The 21314-nt window shown below is 67.3% G+C and carries 16 protein-coding genes; 4 read left to right on the forward strand and 12 right to left on the reverse strand.

Going from position 1 to position 21314, the window contains the following annotated elements:
• Positions 1–12: 12 nt before the first annotated feature.
• Together bioF and bioB are read right to left on the reverse strand one after the other, a co-directional pair.
• Entirely contained in the window at positions 13–1206 is a 1194-nt protein-coding gene (bioF, locus tag ACNR9O_RS21675; protein ID WP_473684855.1) for an 8-amino-7-oxononanoate synthase, read from the reverse strand.
• A gap of 30 nt (positions 1207–1236) precedes the next feature.
• A complete protein-coding gene (gene bioB, locus ACNR9O_RS21680) occupies positions 1237–2283 on the reverse strand; it encodes a biotin synthase BioB (RefSeq protein WP_473684853.1) in 1047 nt (348 codons plus the stop codon).
• A 141-nt stretch (positions 2284–2424) separates the two neighbouring features.
• On the opposite strand from bioB, the gene ACNR9O_RS21685 reads away from it, so the two are divergent.
• Entirely contained in the window at positions 2425–2631 is a 207-nt protein-coding gene (locus tag ACNR9O_RS21685) for a hypothetical protein (protein ID WP_473684851.1), read from the forward strand.
• 17 nt (positions 2632–2648) lie between these two features.
• Entirely contained in the window at positions 2649–3362 is a 714-nt protein-coding gene (locus ACNR9O_RS21690; protein WP_473700832.1) for a double zinc ribbon domain-containing protein, read from the forward strand.
• Positions 3363–3420: 58 nt separating this feature from the next.
• On the opposite strand, the gene ACNR9O_RS21695 is transcribed toward ACNR9O_RS21690, so the two are convergent.
• From ACNR9O_RS21695 to ACNR9O_RS21720, 6 genes are all read right to left on the reverse strand, one after another.
• A complete protein-coding gene (locus ACNR9O_RS21695) occupies positions 3421–6348 on the reverse strand; it encodes a TonB-dependent receptor plug domain-containing protein (protein ID WP_473684847.1) in 2928 nt (975 codons plus the stop codon).
• Positions 6349–6601: 253 nt separating this feature from the next.
• Positions 6602–8128: a CehA/McbA family metallohydrolase gene (locus tag ACNR9O_RS21700; protein WP_473684845.1), complete on the reverse strand. Its 1527-nt coding sequence runs from the start codon at positions 8126–8128 to the stop codon at positions 6602–6604.
• Positions 8125–9285, reverse strand: a complete 1161-nt coding sequence (locus tag ACNR9O_RS21705) for a phosphatidylinositol-specific phospholipase C1-like protein (protein ID WP_473684843.1) — start codon at positions 9283–9285, stop codon at positions 8125–8127. The genes ACNR9O_RS21700 and ACNR9O_RS21705 overlap by 4 nt, the downstream gene beginning before the upstream one ends.
• A 37-nt stretch (positions 9286–9322) precedes the next feature.
• Positions 9323–11827, reverse strand: a complete 2505-nt coding sequence (locus ACNR9O_RS21710) for a TonB-dependent receptor (RefSeq protein WP_473684841.1) — start codon at positions 11825–11827, stop codon at positions 9323–9325.
• A gap of 322 nt (positions 11828–12149) precedes the next feature.
• Complete coding sequence (locus ACNR9O_RS21715) at positions 12150–13694, reverse strand: MFS transporter (RefSeq protein WP_473684839.1); 1545 nt, start codon at positions 13692–13694, stop codon at positions 12150–12152.
• Positions 13687–14427, reverse strand: a complete 741-nt coding sequence (locus ACNR9O_RS21720; RefSeq protein WP_473684837.1) for a 3-oxoacyl-ACP reductase family protein — start codon at positions 14425–14427, stop codon at positions 13687–13689. Before ACNR9O_RS21720 ends, ACNR9O_RS21715 begins: the two co-directional genes overlap by 8 nt.
• Positions 14428–14531: 104 nt before the next feature.
• On the opposite strand from ACNR9O_RS21720, the gene ACNR9O_RS21725 reads away from it, so the two are divergent.
• Positions 14532–15146, forward strand: coding sequence for a TetR/AcrR family transcriptional regulator (locus tag ACNR9O_RS21725; protein ID WP_473684835.1), 615 nt, complete (start codon positions 14532–14534; stop codon positions 15144–15146).
• Between the two features lie 7 nt (positions 15147–15153).
• Here ACNR9O_RS21725 and ubiA read toward each other — a convergent pair whose 3' ends face one another.
• Complete coding sequence (gene ubiA, locus ACNR9O_RS21730; protein WP_473700833.1) at positions 15154–16083, reverse strand: 4-hydroxybenzoate octaprenyltransferase; 930 nt, start codon at positions 16081–16083, stop codon at positions 15154–15156.
• 195 nt (positions 16084–16278) lie between these two features.
• Here ubiA and ACNR9O_RS21735 point away from each other — a divergent pair, with 195 nt between their 5' ends.
• Complete coding sequence (locus ACNR9O_RS21735; RefSeq protein ID WP_473684831.1) at positions 16279–16635, forward strand: VOC family protein; 357 nt, start codon at positions 16279–16281, stop codon at positions 16633–16635.
• Positions 16636–16737: 102 nt separating this feature from the next.
• Here the strand turns inward: ACNR9O_RS21735 and ACNR9O_RS21740 are convergent, their stop codons facing one another.
• The 3 genes from ACNR9O_RS21740 to ilvN form a co-directional block, all read right to left on the reverse strand.
• Complete coding sequence (locus ACNR9O_RS21740) at positions 16738–19269, reverse strand: TonB-dependent receptor plug domain-containing protein (protein ID WP_473684829.1); 2532 nt, start codon at positions 19267–19269, stop codon at positions 16738–16740.
• 235 nt (positions 19270–19504) lie between these two features.
• Positions 19505–21058: a threonine ammonia-lyase, biosynthetic gene (gene ilvA, locus ACNR9O_RS21745; protein WP_473684827.1), complete on the reverse strand. Its 1554-nt coding sequence runs from the start codon at positions 21056–21058 to the stop codon at positions 19505–19507.
• On the reverse strand, positions 21055–21303 hold the full coding sequence (gene ilvN, locus ACNR9O_RS21750) for an acetolactate synthase small subunit (RefSeq protein WP_473684825.1): 249 nt from the start codon (positions 21301–21303) through the stop codon (positions 21055–21057). The genes ilvA and ilvN overlap by 4 nt, the downstream gene beginning before the upstream one ends.
• Positions 21304–21314: the final 11 nt, after the last annotated feature.

Consider the following 21314-nt stretch of genomic DNA (forward strand, 5'->3'; position numbering starts at 1 on the left):
GCAAGCGCGCCATTATACGGGCGGGGTGCCGATGCCGCCCGCTACCAGACCGCTGAGCGCTTCCAGCAGCAGGTCCACGTGCTCTTCCTCGTGAGCGGCCGACAGGGTGATGCGCAGCCGCGCCTTGCCCGCCGGCACGGTGGGCGGGCGGATCGCGCCGACCAGCAGGCCGCACTCCTCCAAAGCCCCGGCAGCGGCCATCACGAGAGGGGCATCGCCCAGCAGCAGCGGCTGGATGGCGGTATCCGAGGGCATCAATGGCAAGCCCAGCTCGCCGGCGCCGGCGCGGAAGCGGCGGATCAGCGCGGCGAGCTTCTCGCGCCGCCAGGTTTCCGCGCGCGCGATCCGCACCGCGGCCAGCGCGGCGGCGGCGACCGCCGGCGGCATCGCGGTGGTGTAGACATAAGTGCGCGCGCATTGCAGCAGGCCTTCGATCAGGCCGGCGGCGCCGGCGACGAAGGCGCCGTGGCAACCCAGCGCCTTGCCCAGCGTGGCCATCAGCACGGGGACATCGCGCTGGCCGAGGTCGAGCATGCTCAAGCTGCCGGCGCCGTCTTCGCCGAGGACGCCCAGGCCGTGCGCGTCGTCGACCATCAGCGTGGCGTCTTCGCGCTCGCACAGATGCGCCAGCTCGCGCAGCGGGGCGAGGTCCCCATCCATGCTGAAGACGCCATCGGTAGCGAGCAGCGCGCCGGCTTCCGCGCGGCTGCCGAGCTGACGCGCGGCGCCATCCACGTCACCGTGCGGATAACGCTTGAGTTCCGCGCCCGCCAGCGTGGCGCCATCGAGCAGGCAGGCGTGATTGAGCTTGTCCTGCACGCACACGTCGCCGCCGCGCAGCAGCGCTTGCATCACGCCGAGGTTGGCCATGTAGCCGGTGGAAAACAGCAGCACGCGCTCGCGGCCGGTCCAGTCGGCCAGCGCTTCTTCCAAGGCCGCGTGTTCGGCGCGATGGCCGCAGATGAGGTGCGCGGCCGTGCTGCCCACGCCTTCATCGTCGGCCGTGCGCTTGAACGCGGCGATCACCTGCGGGTGCTGGGCCAGGCCGAGGTAGTCGTTGCCGCTGAAGCCGAGCAGGCGTCGGCCGCCGCTTTCCAGCCACGGGCCTTCGACATGCTCGACCGTGCGCAGCCGGCGCAGCAGGCCGGCCTGCGCGCGGTCGTGCGTCGACTGGATCAGCCGTGCGGAAAGGGACGGGCGTGACATGGGAAGCCGGGCCGGATCGGCCCGAAACCGTCAGGCCGCCACGCCGCAGCCGCAGCCCGAGCCGCAACCTCCGGCTGCTGCCGTCGACTCGAACAGATCCGCGTGCGCGCTGGCCTGTTCCTCCACCAGCTCCAGCGGGCGCAGATCCAGCCGCTCGAACAGCTCGCGGTCATGAGCCACATCCGGGTTGCCGGTGGTAAGCAGCTTCTCGCCGTAGAAGATCGAGTTGGCACCGGCGAAGAAACACAGCGCCTGCAATGCATCGTCCATCTGCTGGCGCCCGGCGGACAGGCGCACTACCGAGGCCGGCATCAGGATGCGCGCGACCGCGACGGTGCGGACGAACTCGAACGGATCGATCGGCTCGCGGCCTTCCAGCGGCGTGCCGGGAATCGCGATCAGCTGGTTGACCGGCACCGACTGCGGATGCTCGGGCAAGGTGGCCAGCGTGTGCAGCAGGCTGGCGCGCTGCGAGCGTGTCTCGCCCATGCCGACGATGCCGCCGCAGCAGGTCTTGAGGCCCGCCGCGCGCACGTTCTCCAGCGTGTCCAGGCGATCCTGGAATTGCCGGGTATGGATGATCTGGCCGTAGAACTCCGGTGCCGTGTCCAGATTGTGGTTGTAGTAGTCCAGGCCAGCCTGCTTGAGCGTCTGCGCCTGACCGCCGCTGAGCATGCCCAGCGTCACGCAGGTTTCCATGCCGAGCGCTTTCACCGCGGTGACCATCTCGGCCACCTTGGCGACATCGCGGTCTTTCGGGCTGCGCCACGCGGCGCCCATGCAGAAACGGCTGGCGCCGGCCTGCTTGGCGGCACGCGCGCGCTCGACCACGGCCTCCACCTCCATCAGCTTTTGCGCCTGCACGCCGGTGTCGTAGCGGGCGGCCTGAGAGCAGTAGGCGCAATCCTCGGGGCAGCCGCCGGTCTTGATGGAGAGCAGCGTCGAGATCTGCACGGCGTTGGGATCGTGATGCTCGCGGTGCACCGTGTGGGCGCTATGCAGCAGTTCGTTGAACGGCAGCGCGAACAGCGCGGCGACCTCGTCGCGGGTCCAGTCGTGGCGGAGGGCTTGAGTCATGGGGATGGCTCTGGCGAGAAAGGGCGACAGTCTGGCAGCGTCGTGCCGTCTGTCAACCATGAAGATGGTCATAAGGTTGACGATGCGGGTACGTATGGCTGCGCTACGATCAGTGCCATTCGCCCCTCCCGGAGCCATCGCATGACCACCGGACAAGGCAGCACCGGCAACGTCCTGGCAGCCATCTGCAGTTTCTTCATCCCCGGCCTTGGCCAGCTGGTGCAGGGGCGCCTGCTGATCGCCATCGTGATGTTCGTGCTGGCCGGCGTGCTGTGGATCGTGTGGCTGGGCTGGATCATCCACCTGTGGTCCATCCTCGACGCGGCGATGTTCAAACCCAAGAGCTGAGGGCACTGCCCATGCGCATGGATGCGCCCTTCCGTTTGCTTGGCGCCGGCCTGCACGGCCTGCTGCTGCCGTGGCGCTGCCTGCTGTGTGGTGCGCCGGGCGGACAAGGCCTGGATGTATGTGAGGCATGCGCGCGCGACCTGCCGCGCAACCGCCGCTGCTGCGCGCGCTGCGCCCTGCCGCTGCCGGTCGCCGCCGAGCGCTGCGGCGAATGCCTGCGCCGCGAGCCGCCATGGGATGCCGCCTGGGCGCCCTTCCGCTACGGCTGGCCGCTGGACCGGCTGGAAACCCGCTTCAAGTTCGCCGAGAGCCTCGCCGCCGGGCGCTCGCTCGCCACGCTTTGGCTGCGCGAACCCGCGCCGGCGGAACTCCCCGAACTGATCGTGCCGGTGCCGCTGCATCGCGCCCGCCTGCGCCGGCGCGGCTACAACCAGGCACTGGAACTGGCGCGCCCGCTGGCCCGGGCGCTGGGCATACCTTGTCGCTTCGATCCGCTGAGCCGCGAGCGTGACACCTCCGCCCAGACCGAACTGGACCGCGCCGCCCGCCGCCGCAACGTCCGCGGCGCGTTCCGCCTGCGATCCGGCATCGCCTTGCCGGCCCATGTCGCCCTGCTTGACGACGTGATGACCACCGGCGCCACGCTGGCCGAATGCGCGCGCGTACTCAAGCGCGCCGGCGTGAAGCGGGTGGACGTGTGGGCGCTGGCGCGCGCACCGGCCGGGCGCTAGCCCATAAAAAAGGGCCGGGAGAACCCGGCCCTTGTCGAATGCGGCGAACCGCGCGTGCTCAGAAGTTGTAATTGATGCCCGCGTAATAGCTGCGACCGAGCGCATCGTACAGCGCCGAACCGAAGCCCGTTCCGAACAGGTTCACCGGTGGCTTGCGGTCAAACACATTGGTGATACCAAGGTAAGCCTGCAGGCCGCTCTTGCCGAAGGTGTAACTGGCCTTCACGTCGTTGAAAAAGCCCGAGCTGGCGCGGATCGGCGTGGTTTGGCGTGGGTTCGACTGATAGCTCTCATTGCTGACACGCAGCATCGAGGAGAAGTAGCGCGCATTCCAATTGAAGATCCAATCGTTGAGCGTGTAGGTCGCGCGCAGCGAGGCCTTCCACTTGGGATAGCCCAGCGTGCCGTTGTCCTGCACGGCATTGCTCGGATCGTCCTGGAACGGGTGCTCGGTGTAGGCGATTACCTTGGTCGCATCGATCGCCCAGTTCATCTTGCCGCCGAACAGCGGATGCGAGTAATACGCGCCGAGATCCACGCCAGAGGTACTGAGCGAAGAGATGTTCTGGTTGATCGAGCGGATGAAGGTCAGCTCGTGCGTATCCGGATCGCGCAGTGCGTTCTGGCAGTACACGTTGCCGATGCCGGTGGTTGAATCCACGCAATGGTTGGCGGTATCGGAACCGCTCGGGGCGGAGATCGCATCGGTCAGCTTGATGTTCCAATAGTCGGCGGTCAGGCCGAAGCCACTCAGGAATTCAGGCGTGAACACGAAGCCGGCGGTCCAGGTGCGACCCACCTCGGCCTTGAGGTTCGGGTTGCTGCCGGATACCCCGTCGATGGTCGCGCCATTGCTGGACTGCCAGCCGGCGGGGATACCCAGCGCCAGGCAGTTGGCCGCGCGCACCTGGGGATTCGGCGCGTTCTTCAGCTGCAGCACCGAACAGGGATCGGTGATACTGAAGAAGTTCTGCGACTGGCCGCTATACAGTTCGCCGATGTTAGGCGCGCGCACCGCACTGGACACCGTTCCGCGCAGGCGGATGTTATTGTCGATCGCCCAGTCCAGGCCCCAGCGCCAGGCTTTGGTGTGGCCGACGGTGCTGTAGTCCGAGAAACGCGCGGCCGCGTCGAAGGTGAGGCTCTGCGCGAACGGCCGGCCGGTCAGCAGCGGCAGCGCGGTTTCCACGTAACCTTCCTTCACGTCGTACGCTCCGCTGGAGGGCGGGATCGCATTGAGGAAGGTCAGGCCGGACACGTCCAGCGGGTCGGTGACCTGGCGGCTGGTCTCGCGGCGGAACTCAACGCCTGCGGCGACGCTTGCCGCGCCCGCCTCGAAAGGCATCTGGAACAGGTTGTTGTTGGTCACCGAGCCGCCGCCCACGAACTGGGTCAGGCGCGAGGTGGTCGTGGTAGTGGTGTTGAACCACGCGGCAGCGGCGGGATTGATCGCGCCGGCGCCGAAGATACTGGTCGGCACGCAGCCGCCGCCCAGTGCGATCGGATCGAGCGGACCGCCTGCGTTCGGATTGATCGCGTTCGGGTTCAGCGTGGAACGGCAAACGATATTGCCTTTACTGTCGCGAACTGCGTCGATCGACGCATAGAAACGATCGTTGATGCGATTGTTGAGGTTGTGGCGGGTCTCATCGGTGACGCCATAGTTCACCGAAGCATCGTATTCCCAATCGCCGGTGATCACGCCCTTGGCGCCGATCACGCCTCGGGTAGTGTTGCGTTTGGTGTCTTCGCCGCGCAGTCCGGCGTCCACGTCGAAGCGGGCCACGCGGATGCTCTTCTTGCCGTTGGCGTCCATCAGTGCCGCTAGGCCAGGCGAGATGAAGGCATTGTCGCGGGTGATGATGTACGCACTGCCGCCGCTGCCGAACGCGGGCTGGCCGTAGCTCTTCACGTCGACATGGCTGTAGGTGCCTTCGGCGTAGAGCTGGTGCTCCGGCGTGATGTTGAAGCTTGCCACGGTGCTGAGGGTGGTGCGGCCGTAGCGTGGCTCCAGCTGGGCGATGTGGTTGGCATCCAGACGATCGCAATCGGAACAGCGCCCGGTGTTGTCGTAGATGCCGCCGAAGCGCTGCTTGCGCACGCTGCCATCGGGATCGAACACGTAGCGCTTGGAAACGTCGGTTGACGAGCCCAGCGAGAACGTGCCGCCATCGGTGATGGTGTAGCTGCCAGCGTTGGGGAACAGGGCGGTGTCGGTCGGGCCGTTCGGCGTCTTGATGGTGGCGTAAGCCTGATGGCCGTATACGTCGCGGAGCCAGAGTTGGTCCTGGTTGCTGTGCTCGACGGACACGGCGACATTGCCGCGGTCCTGCGCAAAATTCATCCCGCCGGTCAGCGAGATCATTTTCTTGTCGAAGCCGCCGTGCTCGGAGGTGCCGTACTGCACGTGCAGGTTGGCGCCCTTGTAATTCTTCTTGAGAATGAAGTTGACCACGCCCGACACGGCGTCGGCGCCGTACACCGCCGATGCTCCGCCGGTGATGATCTCCACGCGCTCGACCCAGTCGGCAGGAATCAGGTTTACGTCCACGCCGGTGTCGCCAGCGCTGGAGCCGACGAAGCGGCGGCCGTTGACCAGCACCAGAGTGCGGTTGGTGCCCAGATTGCGTAGATCCTGCTCGGCCACGCCCGCAGTGCCGATGAAGCGGCCGGAGTTACCCATCGTGAACGTGGTGGCCAGCTGCGGCAGCGTGGTCATCAGGTCGCCGATATTGATCGCGCCGGTGGCCTTGATGTCGGCCGCGCTGATCACGCTGATCGGCGTGGGTGAAATGATGTTCGGGTTCGAAATGCGGCTGCCCGTGACCGTGACGGTCTCCAGGTTGGTTGCCTTCTTCTGAGCGTCGTCCTGCGACGGCGCTTTATCCTGCGCCATCACCGGACCGGCACCGAGCGCGGCGACGCAGGCGAGCGCCAGGATATTGCGGACAAAGGGGTGCTTCTGAGCAGACGGGTTGGAAACCACGGCACGTTCTCCCTACGGCTGGTTTTCGATGGCAGCGACGCCATGGGCAGCTCGTAGAGGGCGTCCATGCCGTCACCGGGGGATCACGCAGCTGTCATGGGGGTGACAAGTTCCTGCGTGTTTCACATAACTAACACGCGGAACTGACGTCAAACTTGCGGCAAAAACTTGCGACGGAGCCGTGTCCGCCTCACCTTCTCTCCGCTCCAGCGTTGCCAAGGGCGGCTCGGCCGCATGGCGCGCGGAAGCTGCGCTATCGCAAAGGATTCAGATAGATCGGATTCCCCACCAGCAGCGGCTTGCCCGCCGCGTCGCGTACTTCGACGCGCAGCCAGTGCGGCTTGCCGTCGCTGTGCCAGGTGAAGGCGCGGCGCAGGTCGTCCATTTCGATCCGCGCGTCGACCGCTGTCGCCAACGGCTTGCCGTCGAGCAGCACGGCAAGCGTGGCGCCCTTGGCGTGGGCGATATGCGCCTCGAACGAGGCGGAGGCGTCCGCGGGTACATGCAGGGCATCGCCCATGATCGCCTTCGCGCCATTCGCTTCGCCGCTCAGCTCCAGCAGGCGATCCCGGCTGCCTTCCGTGTCGACGAATACGTGGCCGGCGCGGATGCCATCGAGGATCGCCGGCATCGACAGCTCGCGCGCATACACCACGGTGGCGGGCACGCCGGTCGGATTGGTGCCGACGCGCTGCTCGTTCTGGAACGCTTCGTGGTTGTCGCTGCCGCCGATCGCGGTGAGGCGATAGCCCTTGGCCAGCTGCGATTCCCAGAACGGCAGGCCGGAAATCGCCGTACCCGCATCGCTGCCGTTGACGGCCTCGATCGCCTGCACCAGACCGAGGTCCGCCGGCGGCTGTGCGACCCAGCCGCAGCCCATGCACACCTCGCCGCTGGGGCGGATCGCATGGTTGATGGAAATGACGCCATGCAGCGGCGCGATCGCCTTCAGCAGCGCATTCCAGTCCGGCACGTCCTTGCTGCCCACGCGGAAGTCCACCGACGCCGTCGTGCCGAACAGATTGGCGTGGCCGGTGAACGTGGTGATCTCGCGGCCGGGAATCAGCAGCAGCTTGTCGAAATACGGTTGCAGCTCGCGCATGGCATTGGCATGCGAGACGGTGTTGTGGTCGGTGATGGCGATGAAATCCAGTCCGCGCTGCGTCGCCGCCTGCACGGTGAAGAACAGCGGGCAGGGCACGCGCTGGCCGCCCTGGCTCTTGCAGCCGCCGTCGCTGTGCGCGGTGTGCATGTGCAGATCGCCGCGGTACCAGCCGGCCTCCTGGCGCAGCGGCGGATGCAGCACCGCCGGTTCCCATGCGGGATCGTTCGCATGGCCGAACCAGATGTTGGCGGTGTAGCTGTCGTGGCTGTCCTTGCGAATATTCGGGATGCCCAAAAGCAGCTGCCAGCGGCCAGGCCGGATCGCGCCGGGCAGGTACGACGGCGTGGCATCCGTGGCCGACACGGTGAACAGTTTCTTGGTGCCGCCGCTCCAGCCGCGGAAACCGTCCTGGCCGCGAAAGCCGTCCGGACCCAGCAGGCCCAGGTCCACCGTGGTCTTTTCTTCGCGGCCGCTGTAGTCGAACTGCACGGTGATGCGGGTGACGCCGGCCGGCACCACGAAGGGCAGCATGCGGTAGGTCTGGTTGTCCTTGCCGCTCAACTCGCCGCGCAGCACCACGTCGGGTTTCTCCGCTTCCGCCGCGTAAAGGGTGGCGGCGGGGAGCAGCATGCAGGCGAAGGAGAGAACCAGGCGGCGAAACCAGCGGATGCTCATGGCGTAGCGGAACCTTGCGATGAATGGCAATCGGGAAGCCGGACAGGATTGCAGCGCGCGACCGCGCCGCCGGGCAGGCGCACGCGATAGTCGCCCAAGCGCGCGTCCGGATGCATGTAGTCGGTGGAAACGTACTGCGCGCCGCCGGCAAAGGCCGCTTCGCGTCGCGTGGTGTCGTTGCGTCGTGCTTCGGCGGTATCGGCGTCGGCACGCGTGCGCACCAGGAAGCCCGCCGCCACGTCGCGACGGATACGCTCGCCGTCGCGCACCGGATCGTTGAGCGTGAGGTAGGCGGCGGCCGGCGAGGATTCGTCGGTGTTGACGAACATGACGCGGCCCTCCAGCGAACGGCGCCGGCCGCGGTACAGCGCCACCTTGGCTGCGTCTTCGTCCAGCACGAAGAACACCTTGCCGCGCGCGGCACCCAGTGCAGGCCATGCGCCGGCGCGCACGGCCTCGCGCAGGCTGCCGTGCCGGCCCTGCACGTCATCGGGCGTGATGAGTTCGGCAGGCGCGAACACCGCGCGCGCTTCGGCGTCCAGCGCGTCGAACGCCCGCTCGTCGAACGGCATCGGCGTGGCTGCGCCAGGGCCGCCGTGGCCGTCCTTCGCATTGAGCAGGATCATGATCGGCACGTGCCGCGGGTGCGCGCGCGACCAGTCGCGGATCTGCGTCAGGCAGACAACGAACGTCTGACAGCTGCTGCGGAAATCGATATCGGCCAGGTGCATCACCTTGAAGCCCGGGCGCAGCATCTGCGCGGCCTGCTCCAGTGGCCATGGTGGCGTGGCATAGCCTTTGCGCAGCGCGCCGGGCGGGTGGGCGAAATGGCCGCCTTGCGGGTCGTAGTAGACGTCGAGCTCGATGGTGCGCGCGCCTTCGTCGAGCTGAGCGGGCAGCGGCGGGTGCGCGTAATCGATGCCATCGGCGCCGGCCGCGTCGAGCGCGCGGTGCGCCGCCAGTTCGGCCGGCGGCATCGCCTGCTTGTAGCTGTTGTGCGTACCGACGGTCTGCAGGTCGTTCAAATGGAGCTGGCGATCGAGCGCGGCCAGATCACAGCCCGGGCCACCGCGCTCCAGGTCGCAGGTCGCGGCCTGGAGGGGCGCCGAGGCGAGCATCGCCGCGGCGAGAAGGTAACGAAGCGAAGTCCTTGGCATGGAAAGCAAGGGCCTGGCTCGTGCCCGGCCCATCGGCTCAGAAGCGGTACATGATCGCCGCGCGATAGGCGCGACCCAGGATCGGACGGGCGATGAAGGTGTTGGCGCCCGCATCGGCGCTCGCCAGCTCGCCCGCGCGCGGGTTGCCTTCGGTCAAGCCCAGCGAGTTGGTGATGTTGTCCGCGTAGAAGAACAGCGAGCACATCTGCGAGATGTCATAGCGCGCGCTGGCGCTCCACACGTCGTACGAGGGCAGCTTCACCGAGTTGGCCGTGTCCACGTAACGCTGGCCTTCGTATTCGTAAGCGATCTGCAGACGCAGCTTGCCGCCCAGCAGGTTCACGCCCGGCACCACGCGGTAGCTTTGCTTGGGTACGCGGATCAGCTGGTTGCCCTCGTAGTCGCGCAGCACCGGCGCGCCGGAGACCAGCTCGGTGTAGCGCAGGCCCTTGTACTGCGGATCCTGCACGGTGGCGGTCACCTGCACGTCGAACCAGTCCACCGGATACCAGGTGCCTTCCAGCTCCAGGCCCTTGGTCTTGGTATCGGCATAGCCTTGCTGCACCGTCGACGTGTTGCCGTTGGCATTGAAGACGTAGTTGCTGAAGCCGACGTTGTTGTACTTGGTGTAGAACGCGGTGGCGTACAGGTCCAGCTGGCGATCGGTGTACTTGTAGCCGATTTCGCCCAGCTTCATGGTCTGGGTCACCGGCGTGGCGGTGGGGTTGGTGATGTAGGTGCTGAGATTGGGCAGGCGGAAGGTCGGCGTCCAGCGCGCGAACACGCCCGAGCGCGGCGAGAACTGCCAGTTGGCGCCCAGCGTCCAGCCCAGTTTGTTGAAAGTGTGGTCCCACGGCACGAACTGCCCGGTGCCAGTGATGATCTGGTTCGCCGGTGCCGGTCCAAGGTTCACCGTCTGCTTGGTTTCCGTCTTGCCCCTGGTGTTGACCTGTTCCCAGCGCGCGCCGCCGTCGATGCGCAGCTCATCGGTGACCTGCCATTCGTCGGAGAGGTACACGGCGTTGGTGGTCGAGGTGCCGGTGGCGTTCTCCCATTCGTAGCCGTAGCGGGTGATGCCGTGGTCGGACAGCGTGGAGACCGGCTGGCCGGCGGCGTTTACCGCCACCACGTCGAGCAGGCGTGCGTTGTTGGTGGCGTCCAGCAGGGCGACCGAGGAGTAGCGGCTGAAATCCTGGTCGAAGCGGGCGTAGTAATAGCCCAGCGTCACGTCGTGGCTTTGGCCGCCGATATCGAACTTGCGCAGCAGACGCGTATCGTTGATGAACTCCTTCACCGGCATGGTCACGCCGCGCAGGCCACCGACCACCACCAGGCCGTTGCCGTTCTGGTTGGCGTTGTTGAACACCTGGTCGGGATTGTCCACGTAGCGCAGCTGCAGGCCGGCGGCGCCAGCCGGCACGGTCTGCTGCGAGAGGTACTTGGTGGCGCTCATCAGCGAGTTGGGGAACACGCCGTTGCGCTGCGTGTGGGTATCGTCGTAGCGCAGCGACTCGGCCAGCTTCCAGCCGGCACCCAGGTCGTAGTCGAACTTGAGCGTGAGCTGGTCGCGCTTGACGTGCGTGCCTTCGCTGTTGTCGAAGTTGTACAGCCCGCCGTTGCCCATCTTCATCAGCACATGCTCGGTCTCGGGGCCGGCCAGCGTGCCGTAGTTGCCGTCGAAGCCGGGCACCGCGCGGATGTCGCCGTTGGCCGTGGTGCGCATCGGGATGCCCAGGTACAGCGCCACCTTGTCGTCCATGTGCTTGACGTCGGCGCTGAAGCTGCCGCGCTCGAAATCCTTGGACAGGTTCAGGCGGATCTGGCCGCCGTCGTTGGCATTGAACTTTGGATCGCGGATGCCGCTGTCGGTGCGGTAGAAGCCGCCCACGCCGAGCTTCCAGCCGTCGCCGACCGGCGTGCCGGCCCAGAAGTCGCCGCGGGTGAGGCCGTAGTCGCCGACGGTGAACTTGACCAGGCCTTCGGCCTTGTCGCCGACCTTGCGCGGAATGAAGTTGATCGCGCCGGCCGGCGCGTTCGAATAGAACACCGAAGACGGACCGCCGCGTACCACTTCGATGCGCTCGATCGTCTCGTCGAGACGGAATGCCTGGTCGGCATTGAGATAGCCCAGCGCCGGGTCGTGCTGCACCGGCACGCCGTCTTCGAGCAGGTTGACCGAGCCGAAGCCGTCCACCGGGATACCGCGCGCGCGGATGTTGCCGCTGGCTTCGCCGCCGGAGGCTTCCACCCAGAAACCCGGCACGGACTTCATCGCTTCGGTCACCGACGTCGGTGCCTGCATGCGCAGCCGATCCTCGTCGATGGTGGTGATGGAGTAGCTGGTCTCCGCCTTGGTACGAGTCTCCACACCGGAGCGCGCCGTCACCACGATGCCGTCGAGGTTCTTGGCCTTGTCGGCGGCGGGTTTGCTTGCGTCCGCCGCGGTGCCGTTGTCCTGGGCAAGCAGCGTGGGAGAGAGGGCGCCGAGAAGGCCGCCGAACAGGGCCAGGCCGATGGCGCGGCTGATGATCGAGGTACGCAAGGGAGTCGCTCCGGATAGTCAGTCGGCGAGCCATGCGCGATCGGAAAGCAGCGATGCCGGCGGCGACCCCCGCCGTCGGCATTCCTATCGATAGAGAGGCATCCCTGCCTGCGTTGCGATCCCAATCTCTACACAGGCTCTTAACAACAGGCTAGGGGATATGCGTGACAGCGAGACTCCGCACAGATGACCGAACGTCGACGAAAACGTTTAGACGTCTAAAAACGGTCATGTGGGCGGAAGAAACCGACGCCTAGATGACAGAAACGGTGTCGACATCGCGTGCATGCGGCGGGGACGCGATGCACCTGGACGCCCTCGGTCAGCCCGCCGAGCAGGATTCACCGGCGATCCGCGGCGCCGCCGCACGCGGACGGCGCAGCAGCACGAACGAGAGCAGAGCCAGCAGCAAGGTCAGCGCGGCGAGCCCGGCGAGCAAGCTGCCGAACGCGCCGGCATAGCCGTTGAGCAAGGCATCGCGGCCGATCGCGGGCGCCACCTGCGTCGCATGCGCCATGCTGCCGGTGGCGAGGTTCGCCGCTGCCGCCAAGGCCTGTTCGTGCGACGCCGGCGCGAGGCGCGCCTCGATCAGGCCAGTCAGCACGGTGCCGGCGGCAGCCATCGCGACCGCTTCGCCCGCCACGCGCATGGTGGTGAAGAAGCCGGTCGCCATGCCGGCGCGTTCCTTCGGCACCACGCTTACCGCCAGATCGTCCATCAGGCCCCAGGGCAACCCCGAGCCGGCACCGATCAGCAACAGCGGCCACGCCAACGCATCCCAACCGGCATCCGGTACCGCCGCAGCGGTGCGCAGCCACAGCAAACCCGCGGTCGCAACGCCCAGGCCGATGGCGCAGAGCAGCCCGGCCGACAACCAGCGCGTCAGCAACGCGCCGACAAAGGGCACCACCAGCATCGGCGCCGACAGCGGCACCATCAGCAGACCGGCAGCCACCTCGCCGCGTCCTTCCACGCCGACGAAGCGCAGCGGCAGAAAGATCAGCAGCACCACGTAACACAGCGCCGTGGCCAGCGGCAGCGCCTGCGCGCCGAGGAAGCGCGGGTTGCGGAACAGCGACAGGTCCAGCATCGGGCGGCGCGCGCGCCGCTCCACCCAGACGAACAAGCCGAGCATCGCCGCCGCCGCGCCGGTCAGCAGCAGCGGCAGATGCCCGCCCTGTGCATGGCGCGGTGCCTCGATGATGCCGAACGTAAGCAGGGCCAGCGCCGCGGTGAAGCTGAGACTGCCTGGCAGATCCAGCCCTTGTGCCTGCGGATCGCGCGTCTCGCGCATGCGCGGCACGCCGACCAGCAGCACCAGCGTGCCCAGCACGGCCGTGGCGAGAAAAACCGCGCGCCAGCCCAAGGCCTCGATCAGCCACGCGCTGAGCAGGGGGCCGAACGCCAGCCCCAGCCCGAACGTGGTGCCGAGCAGGCTATAGGCGCGGGTTCGCGCGTGACCCTCGAATTCCTGTGCCAGCGAAGCGGCGCCGGCCGACATGGTCAGTGCCGCCGCGACGCCTTGCGCCGCGCGCCCGAGATCCAGCCACCACAGGTTGCGCGCCAGCGCCAGCACGATCGACAGGCCGGTGAACAATGCGATGCCGAGGGTGAAGATGCGCTTGCGGCCGTACTGGTCGGCCAGCGCACCGGCTGCCATGACGCTGCCGCCGAAGGCGAGGATGAAAGCGTTCACCGTCCACGACAGCAGCAGCGGATCGCTGCCCAGCGCTCGCCCGATCGCGGGCAGGGCAATGGCCGGACCGGTGAAGCTCAGCGGCATGCCCAGCCCTGCCAGGCACACCGCTGCCAGCACCAGCAGCCGATCGGTCAGGCCATGCGGCCTGGCGGCGTGCGGCTCAGGCATTGGCGCCACCGTCGATGGTGAATGCCGCGCCGTTGGCAAAGCGGCCTTCCTCGCTCGCCAGCCAGGCCACCATGCCGGCGATGTTGGCGGCGTCGCCGTAGCGCTTGATCGCCATGCGCGCGCGCTGCTCTTCGGCGTGCGCACCGTCGGCCGGGTTCATGTCGGTGTTGGTGGAGCCGGGTTGCACCAGGTTCACCGTGATGCCGCGTTCGCCGAGATCGCGCGCCAGGCCCTTGGTGAAAGCGGTCAGTGCCGACTTGCTCATCGAGTAAAGGGTGATGCCCGCCGACGGCACGCGCTCGGCCAGGCAGCTGCCGATGCTCACGATGCGGCCGCCTTCGCCCATATGCCGCACCGCGGCCTGCGAAGCGACGAAGACCGCGCGCACGTTGACCGCCATGGTGCGCTCGTAGTCCTCCAGGGTGGTGTCCTCGAACACGCCGCCGAGGAAAATGCCGGCGTTGTTGACCAGAATGTCCAGCCGCCCGAAGTCCGCGGCGGCGCGATCGACCGCCGCGCGCAGCGCCGCCGGATCGCCCGCGTCGGCCTGATAGGCGCGCGCCTTGCCGCCGGCCGCTTCGATCTCCTGCGCCAGGGCCTGGGCCTTGTCCGGGGAGCTGACGTAGGTGAATGCCACCGCCGCGCCGTCCCGCGCCAGCCGCCTGACGATCGCCGCGCCGATTCCGCGCGAGCCGCCGGTTACCAGTGCCACCTTGCCATCGAGAGTGCTCATGCGCCTGCTTCCTTTTATGTAGTGATCGATACATAAATAGGAGCAGTCCTTGACGGGGGCTGTCAAGAACTTTATGTATTGACCGCTACAGAAAGGTGCGCCCGATGATGGCTACGACGAAAGAGCGGGGACGCCCGCGCAAATTCGACCGCGACCAGGTTCTGCGCCAGGCCATGGAGGTGTTCCTGGACCGCGGCTATGACGGGGCTTCGGTGGGCGACCTCACCGCGGCCATGGGCATCAACGCCCCGAGCCTCTATGCGGCCTTCGGCTGCAAGGAGGCGCTGTTCCGCGAGGCGCTGGATCTGTACGTGACCGCATCGGGCCCGCGCACGCTCGATCAGCTGGAAAAGCGCGGCGTCTCCACGCGCGCCGCGGTGGAAGCGATGCTGCGCGAGGCCGCGCGCAGTTTCGGCAATGGCCGCGGGTGCCTGGTCGTGCTCGGCGCGACGCATCGCACGGCAGACAACGAGGCGGTGTTCCAGGACCTGGCCGAGCGCCGCAACGAAACGCAGGCCTTGATCCGACGCCGCCTGAAGCAGGGCATCGCCGACGGCGACGTGCCGGCGGCGACCGACGTCGGTACCGTCGCCGCCTTCTACAGCACCGTGCTCAACGGACTCTCGCTGCAGGCGCGCGACGGCGCGTCGCGCAAGCAGCTGATGGGGGTGGTGGATTGCGCGATGAAGGCGTGGGACGGATTGGTCAGCCCGGCCTAGGCAGGCGTCACTTCACCGCCAGCGCCAGCACGATCCCCACCCACAGCACCATGCCCAGCCAGTTGTTGTTGCGGAATGCCCACAGGCAGGCCGCGCGCTCGCGCGTGCGGATGCGCCACAGCTGCCAGCCGAACAGCCCAACGGCGCCGGCCAGGCTCAGCCAGTAAGGCCAGCCCAGCATGGCGCGCTGGCCGACGAACAGCATGGTCAGCACGAACGTGCCGCACAGGATGCCCAGGATCGGCAGATCCGCGTCGCCGAACAGAATGGCCGTGGACTTGGCGCCGGCCTTCAGGTCGTCGTCGCGGTCCACCATGGCGTACTGCGTGTCGTAGATCACCGACCACAGGATATTGCCGATGAACAGCAGCCAGCCCAGCGGCGGCACGGTGCCGCTCACCGCGGCGAAGGCCATCGGGATCGACCAGCCGAACGCCGCGCCCAGTACCACCTGCGGCATATAGGTGTAGCGCTTGGTGAACGGATAGAGCGCCGCCAGCGCGGCCCCGGCGAAGGACAGCTTGATGGTCAGCGCATTGGTGAACAGCACCAGCACGAAAGCGAACGCCAGCAACGCGGCGAACACGATCAGCGCTTCGCGCGGTGTCACCCGGCCGGCGGCGATCGGCCGGCCGGCGGTGCGCTCCACCTGCGGGTCCAGCTTGCGATCGGCATAGTCGTTGATGGCGCAGCCGGCGGCGCGCATGGCGAACACGCCCAGGGTGAAAATCACCAGCGCCTTCGCCGGCGGGAAATCGCCGGCGGCGAGCCATAGCGCCCACCATGTCGGCCATAGCAGCAGCAGCGCGCCGATCGGACGATCCATCCGGGTCAGCACCAGGTAGTCGTGCGCCTTCTCGCGATAGCGTGGCGGCAGCCATTGCAGCAGCACGTCCAGGACGCGCGCGGCGCGGGTGGAGCTGTCCGCCGGACGTATCGGCTGGGGAGCGGCCGGACGCGGCCGCGCCGTGCCGGTGGAGGGAGTGCGCCGCTGGCGCTTGCGGGAAGACGGTGAGGCCATGCGCTTCAGTTTAACGTGCGATCCCGCCGGGAGAGGCGTGACCCGCGCCCTGAAACGGATTTGTCACCCGCTTCGCGCGCATACTCTGCCCGGTCCGCCCGAGGAGCCGCCATGCCCAAGGCCATCAGCCACATTGCGTTGATCGTGCACGACCCCGACCAGACCGCGCGCCTGCTCACTGCGGTGTTTCCCGATGCGCGTGTTGTGGAAGTCGACCATGACGGCGCCAGCCACCATCAGGAAACCCACGTGGAGCTGGCCGGTATCCGCTTCGCGCTGGTCAAAGGCATGGGGCCGGCTACCCGCCACGGCGACCACATCGCCTTCGCCGTGCCACCGGACGAACTGCGCGTCTGTGCCGAGCGCCTCACGGTGCTCGGCGTGGAGTATCAGCTGGCGCGCGGCGAGCGCGCGCTGTACTTCAGTGACTACGACAACCACGTGTTCGAGCTGGACGCCGATACATGACGCGCAGGTCGGGGTGAGCCATCGGCGAACCCCAACCTCGCTACCTTCAAGCGCCACGCATGCTGCGGTTCGCCAGGGGCTCACCCGACCTGCGCGTGCGTTTCAGAACTTGAAATCCAGACGCGCGTAGTAGTACCCGCCGTTCACGCCGAACGGCAGCGTCTCCCAGCCATAGGTAAAGCCCAGTTGCGGGAACGGCGCGCCCGTTTTCGGATTCCATTTGTCGGGATACGTGTCGAACACGTTGTCCGCGCCCACCGTCAGCTTGGCATTGGCGGAGAAGCGATAGCCCACCGCCACGTCGGCCAGCCATTTGCCGCTCCAGGTCTGCTTGACGCCCGGCGTGAAGCCTTCGCCGCTGACCGGACCGAAGTAGTTGCCGCGCAGGGTGAAGTCCCACGGCCCCGTGCGGTAGATGCCCTGCAGCACGTGGTGCACGCGCGGCTGGCCCTGCTCGATCAGCGTCACTTGCGTGTCGTCGAACAGCTTGTCCGGCGGCAGGATGGCCGACTGCGACTTGCGTTTGGTGACATCGGTCTTGTTGTAGTTGAGCAAGGCCGTGAGATCGAGGACGGAAGCATCGTCGAAGCGGAAGCCCTTCTGCGCGACCACGTCCACGCCCTTGGTGCGGGTATCGATGGCGTTGGTGAAGAACAGCACCTGGCCCACGCCGAACGGCGCCAGGATCGCCCGGATCGGGCAGTTGGCATTGTTCGCCGCGCAGGCGTTGCCATCGGTGCCCACGCTCTCGGGCACGATATTGCTGGAGAAGATGATGCGGTTCCTGATGTCGATGCGGAACACGTCGACGGTGAGGGTGAAGTCGTTGCCCGGCTTGTAGACGATGCCCGCGGTGCCGCTGCGCGAGGTCTCCTGCTTAAGCGGCTGGATGCCGAAGGCGCGCGTCACCGCGCTGTCCTGTCGCGCGGTCAGCGTGTCGGTCAGCTTGCCGCTGGGGTCGAGGTTGGTGGAGCGCTGGCTGTAGAACAGCTGCTGCACGCCGGGCGCGCGGAAACCGCTGGCGAGCGTGCCGCGCACGGCGAACGTGTCGTTCGCGTCGAAACGCAGCGACAGCTTGCCGGTGGTAGTGCCGCCGAAGTCCGAATAGTGCTCGTGCCGGACGGCCGCGCCCACCAGCAGGCGCTGGGTCAGCTGCGACTCGGCATCGACATAGAAGGCGATGTTGTGGCGCCCCAGGTTCACCGCCTCGTTCGGCGAGAATCCGGGGAAGCCTTGCATGCCCGGCTGGGCGATGTCCCCGGTCTGGCCATAGATGGGGATGTTGCGATTGTCGGTGCGGCCGTAGGTGTAGGAGACCGGGTCGCCCGGCAGGATCTGGTAACTGTCGCGGCGCCACTCGAAACCGGCGGCGAGATTGAGCGCGTCGTGGCCCACGCCCCAGTCGATCGGGCCGCGCACGTCGGCGTTGAAGGTGGTTTCGTTGAGGCGCAGCGTGCCGGTGTTGGCGGCGGTCGGCGATTGAGCGTAGATGCCCGCGGCCGGATTGGCGGGATCGCGCGGCTCGTACCACCAGCTCACGTTCGCCGACCGGCGTTCGTCGAAGCCGAACTGGCTGCGGCCGTGATTGAGCGAGACATCGTAGTCCCACTTGTCGCCGAGCGGCCCGCGGAAGCCCACGGCCAGCGATGCGTCCTTCACGTTCGTCGCGATATTGGGCAAGAAGCCATCCGGATACAGCGCGGGAATCGTGCGGTTGTCGGCGGCGGGGCGGAAGAAGCCGAACGAATCACCCTTGCGCTGCGAGATGCCGCCGAACCAATACAGCTCGCCGCGCGCGATCGGCAGGCCGCCGTTGAGCCAGAAGTAGGCGTCCTTGGTGTCCGCGTCGCCCAGTTTCTGGGTGACGCGCGGCGGATCCACGCGCAGCGTATCGGGGCCGGCGCGGTTGGTCGGATCGCGATGGCGATACTCGGCGGTGAGGTTGAGATAACCGTCGCGGCCCAGGCGCACGCCGGTATTGATGCCGCCCTGGCGCGTGAAGCCATCGCCCTTGTAGGTCTTGCCGCCGGTCAGCGACACGTCGGTCTCGCCGACCTGCTTCTTCAGCACGATATTGATGACGCCGGAGATCGCATCCGAGCCGTACTGCGCCGCGGCGCCATCGCGCAGCACTTCGATGCGCTCGATCGCCGAGATCGGAATCGCATTGATGTCGGTGCCGGCCGAGCCGCGGCCGATGGTCTGTTGCACATTGACCAGCGCCTGCTGGTGCCGCCGCTTGCCGTTGACCAGCACCAACACCTGATCGGGGCCCAGGCCGCGCAGCGTCGCCGGGCGGATGGTGTCGGTACCGTCGCTGACGAAGGTGCGCGAGAAATTGAAGCTCGGCTCCAGCATCTGCAGCGCCTGGCCGACCTCGACCACGCCGGCGCTCTCCAGCTGCTCGCGTCCGATCACATCCACCGGCGCCGGCGTTTCGGCCGCGGTGCGGTCCTTGGCGCGCGAACCGACGACCTGCACACCTTCGAGCGTCTTGGCTTTCTGCTGGTCGGCCGGCGCGGCATCCTGCGCATCGGCGGCGAGCGCCATCGACAGACCGATGAGTGCCACTCCCCATTGGCGCGCACTGATCCACGCGCGTCCTTGCGGACGCGACATATAGCGACGTGACATGCATGACTCCCATTGAACGTCGTGCGAGACGACGACCGGGCGGCCGCGAAAACGCAGCCACCGCCTCCCGGGCCCGAACCTGCGCCGCAGGAAAATGCATGTCAACGCGAACATCGTCAAAGCGCGAACGCGATCATCAAACACCGGCATGCTTCACGTTGCCGCGACGAAATGCGTTCGTGCTTACATATTCATGTTCGCGCACGCGCGCGCGAAAAGCGCTGTAAGCCCCGCGTCAGCCGCCGAGCAGCAGGCGATACGCTTCGTTGGCGCTCTCGTTGCAGTGCGGATAGCCCAGCGTGGCGAGAAAGGTCTCGAACATCGCACGCTCGTGCACTGGTACCTGGATGCCGACCAGGATGCGGCCATAGTCCGCGCCATGGTTGCGGTAGTGGAACAGGCTGATGTTCCAGTCCGGATGCATGTGGCCGAGGAAACGGGTGAGCGCGCCGGGGCGCTCGGGAAATTCGAAGCGGTAGAGCAGCTCGTCGCGCGCCAGCGGCGAACGGCCGCCGATCATATGGCGCAGGTGCAGCTTGGCGAGCTCGTCGTCGGTGAGGTCGAGCACGCCGAAGCCTTCGGCGACGAACGCGGCTGTCAGTGCTTCCCGCTCGTCGCGCTGGCGGATCTGGATACCGACGAAGATATGCGCGCGCTCAGCGTCGCCGATGCGGTAGTTGAACTCCGTGATCGAACGCTGGCCTAGCGTCGCGCAGAAGCGGCGGAAGCTGCCGCGCTCCTCGGGGATGCTGACGGCGAACACCGCTTCGCGCTGTTCGCCCACCTCGGCGCGTTCGGCCACGAAGCGCAGCCGATCGAAGTTGAGGTTCGCGCCGGACACGATTGCGACCAGCGTTTCGTCGCGCAGTCCGTGTTCGATGGCGTACTGCTTCAGGCCGGCCAGGGCCAGCGCGCCGGAAGGCTCCGGTACGCAGCGGGTTTCCTGGAATACGTCGCGGATGGCCGCACAGATGGCGTCGGTATCGACGCGCACCATCGCATCCACGTGGCGGCGGCACAGCGCGAAGGTCTCCGCGCCCACACGCTTGACCGCGGTGCCGTCGGCGAACAGGCCCACTTCGTCCAGCGTGATGCGTTCGCCATGCTCCAGCGAACGCGCCATGGCATCCGAATCGACCGTCTGTACGCCGATCACCTTCACGTCGGGGCGCAGGGTCTTGATATACGTCGCCACGCCGGCGAGCAGGCCGCCGCCGCCTACCGGCACGAATACCGCATGCAGCGGGCCCGGGTGCTGGCGCAAGATCTCCATGCCCACGGTGGCCTGGCCGGCGATCACGTCGGGGTCGTCGAAGGGATGCACGAAGGTGTAGCCGTGCGCCTGTTCCAGTCGCGCCGCTTCCGCCTGGGCATCGCTATAGGAGTCGCCGGCCAGCACGACCTCGACCCCGCTGCCGCCGAGGCGGCGCACGGCATCGATTTTCACCTGCGGCGCGGTCACCGGCATGACGATGGTCGCGTGCAGGCCGAGCTTCGCCGCCGCCAGCGCCACTCCCTGCGCGTGATTGCCGGCCGATGCGGCGATCACGCCGCGCGCACGCTGCGCCGCATTGAGGCCGACCATTTTGTTGTAGGCGCCGCGCAGCTTGAACGAGAACACCGGCTGCTGGTCTTCGCGCTTGAGCAGCACGCGCTGGCCGAGGCGGGCCGACAGCAGCGGCGCGGCTTCCAGCGCCGATTCGCGCGCTACGTCGTAGACGCGTGCACCGAGCGTGCGACGGAGCAGGTCGTGGTCGTCTGCCGCCGGAGGGGCGGCCACGGCGTTCACTGCAGCGCCTCCGCGGCCGGATGGCTGACCTCGATCACATCGACCAGCTTGCGCGTCTGCTTGATGAGCTGATCGACCGCGTCGTCGGCGGCGTGCATCACCAGGGTCAGCTGCGAGACCGCCGGATCCTGCGTGGCGGCCACGGTGAGCGAGTCGATATTGAAGCCGCGCGCAGAAAACAGCCCGGCCACGCGCACCAGTGCGCCGGCCTCGTTTTGCAACAGGATGGAAAGCGTGTGTTTCATGGCCGTCTCGC

The organism is Dyella sp. CR10 (assembly GCF_055814425.1).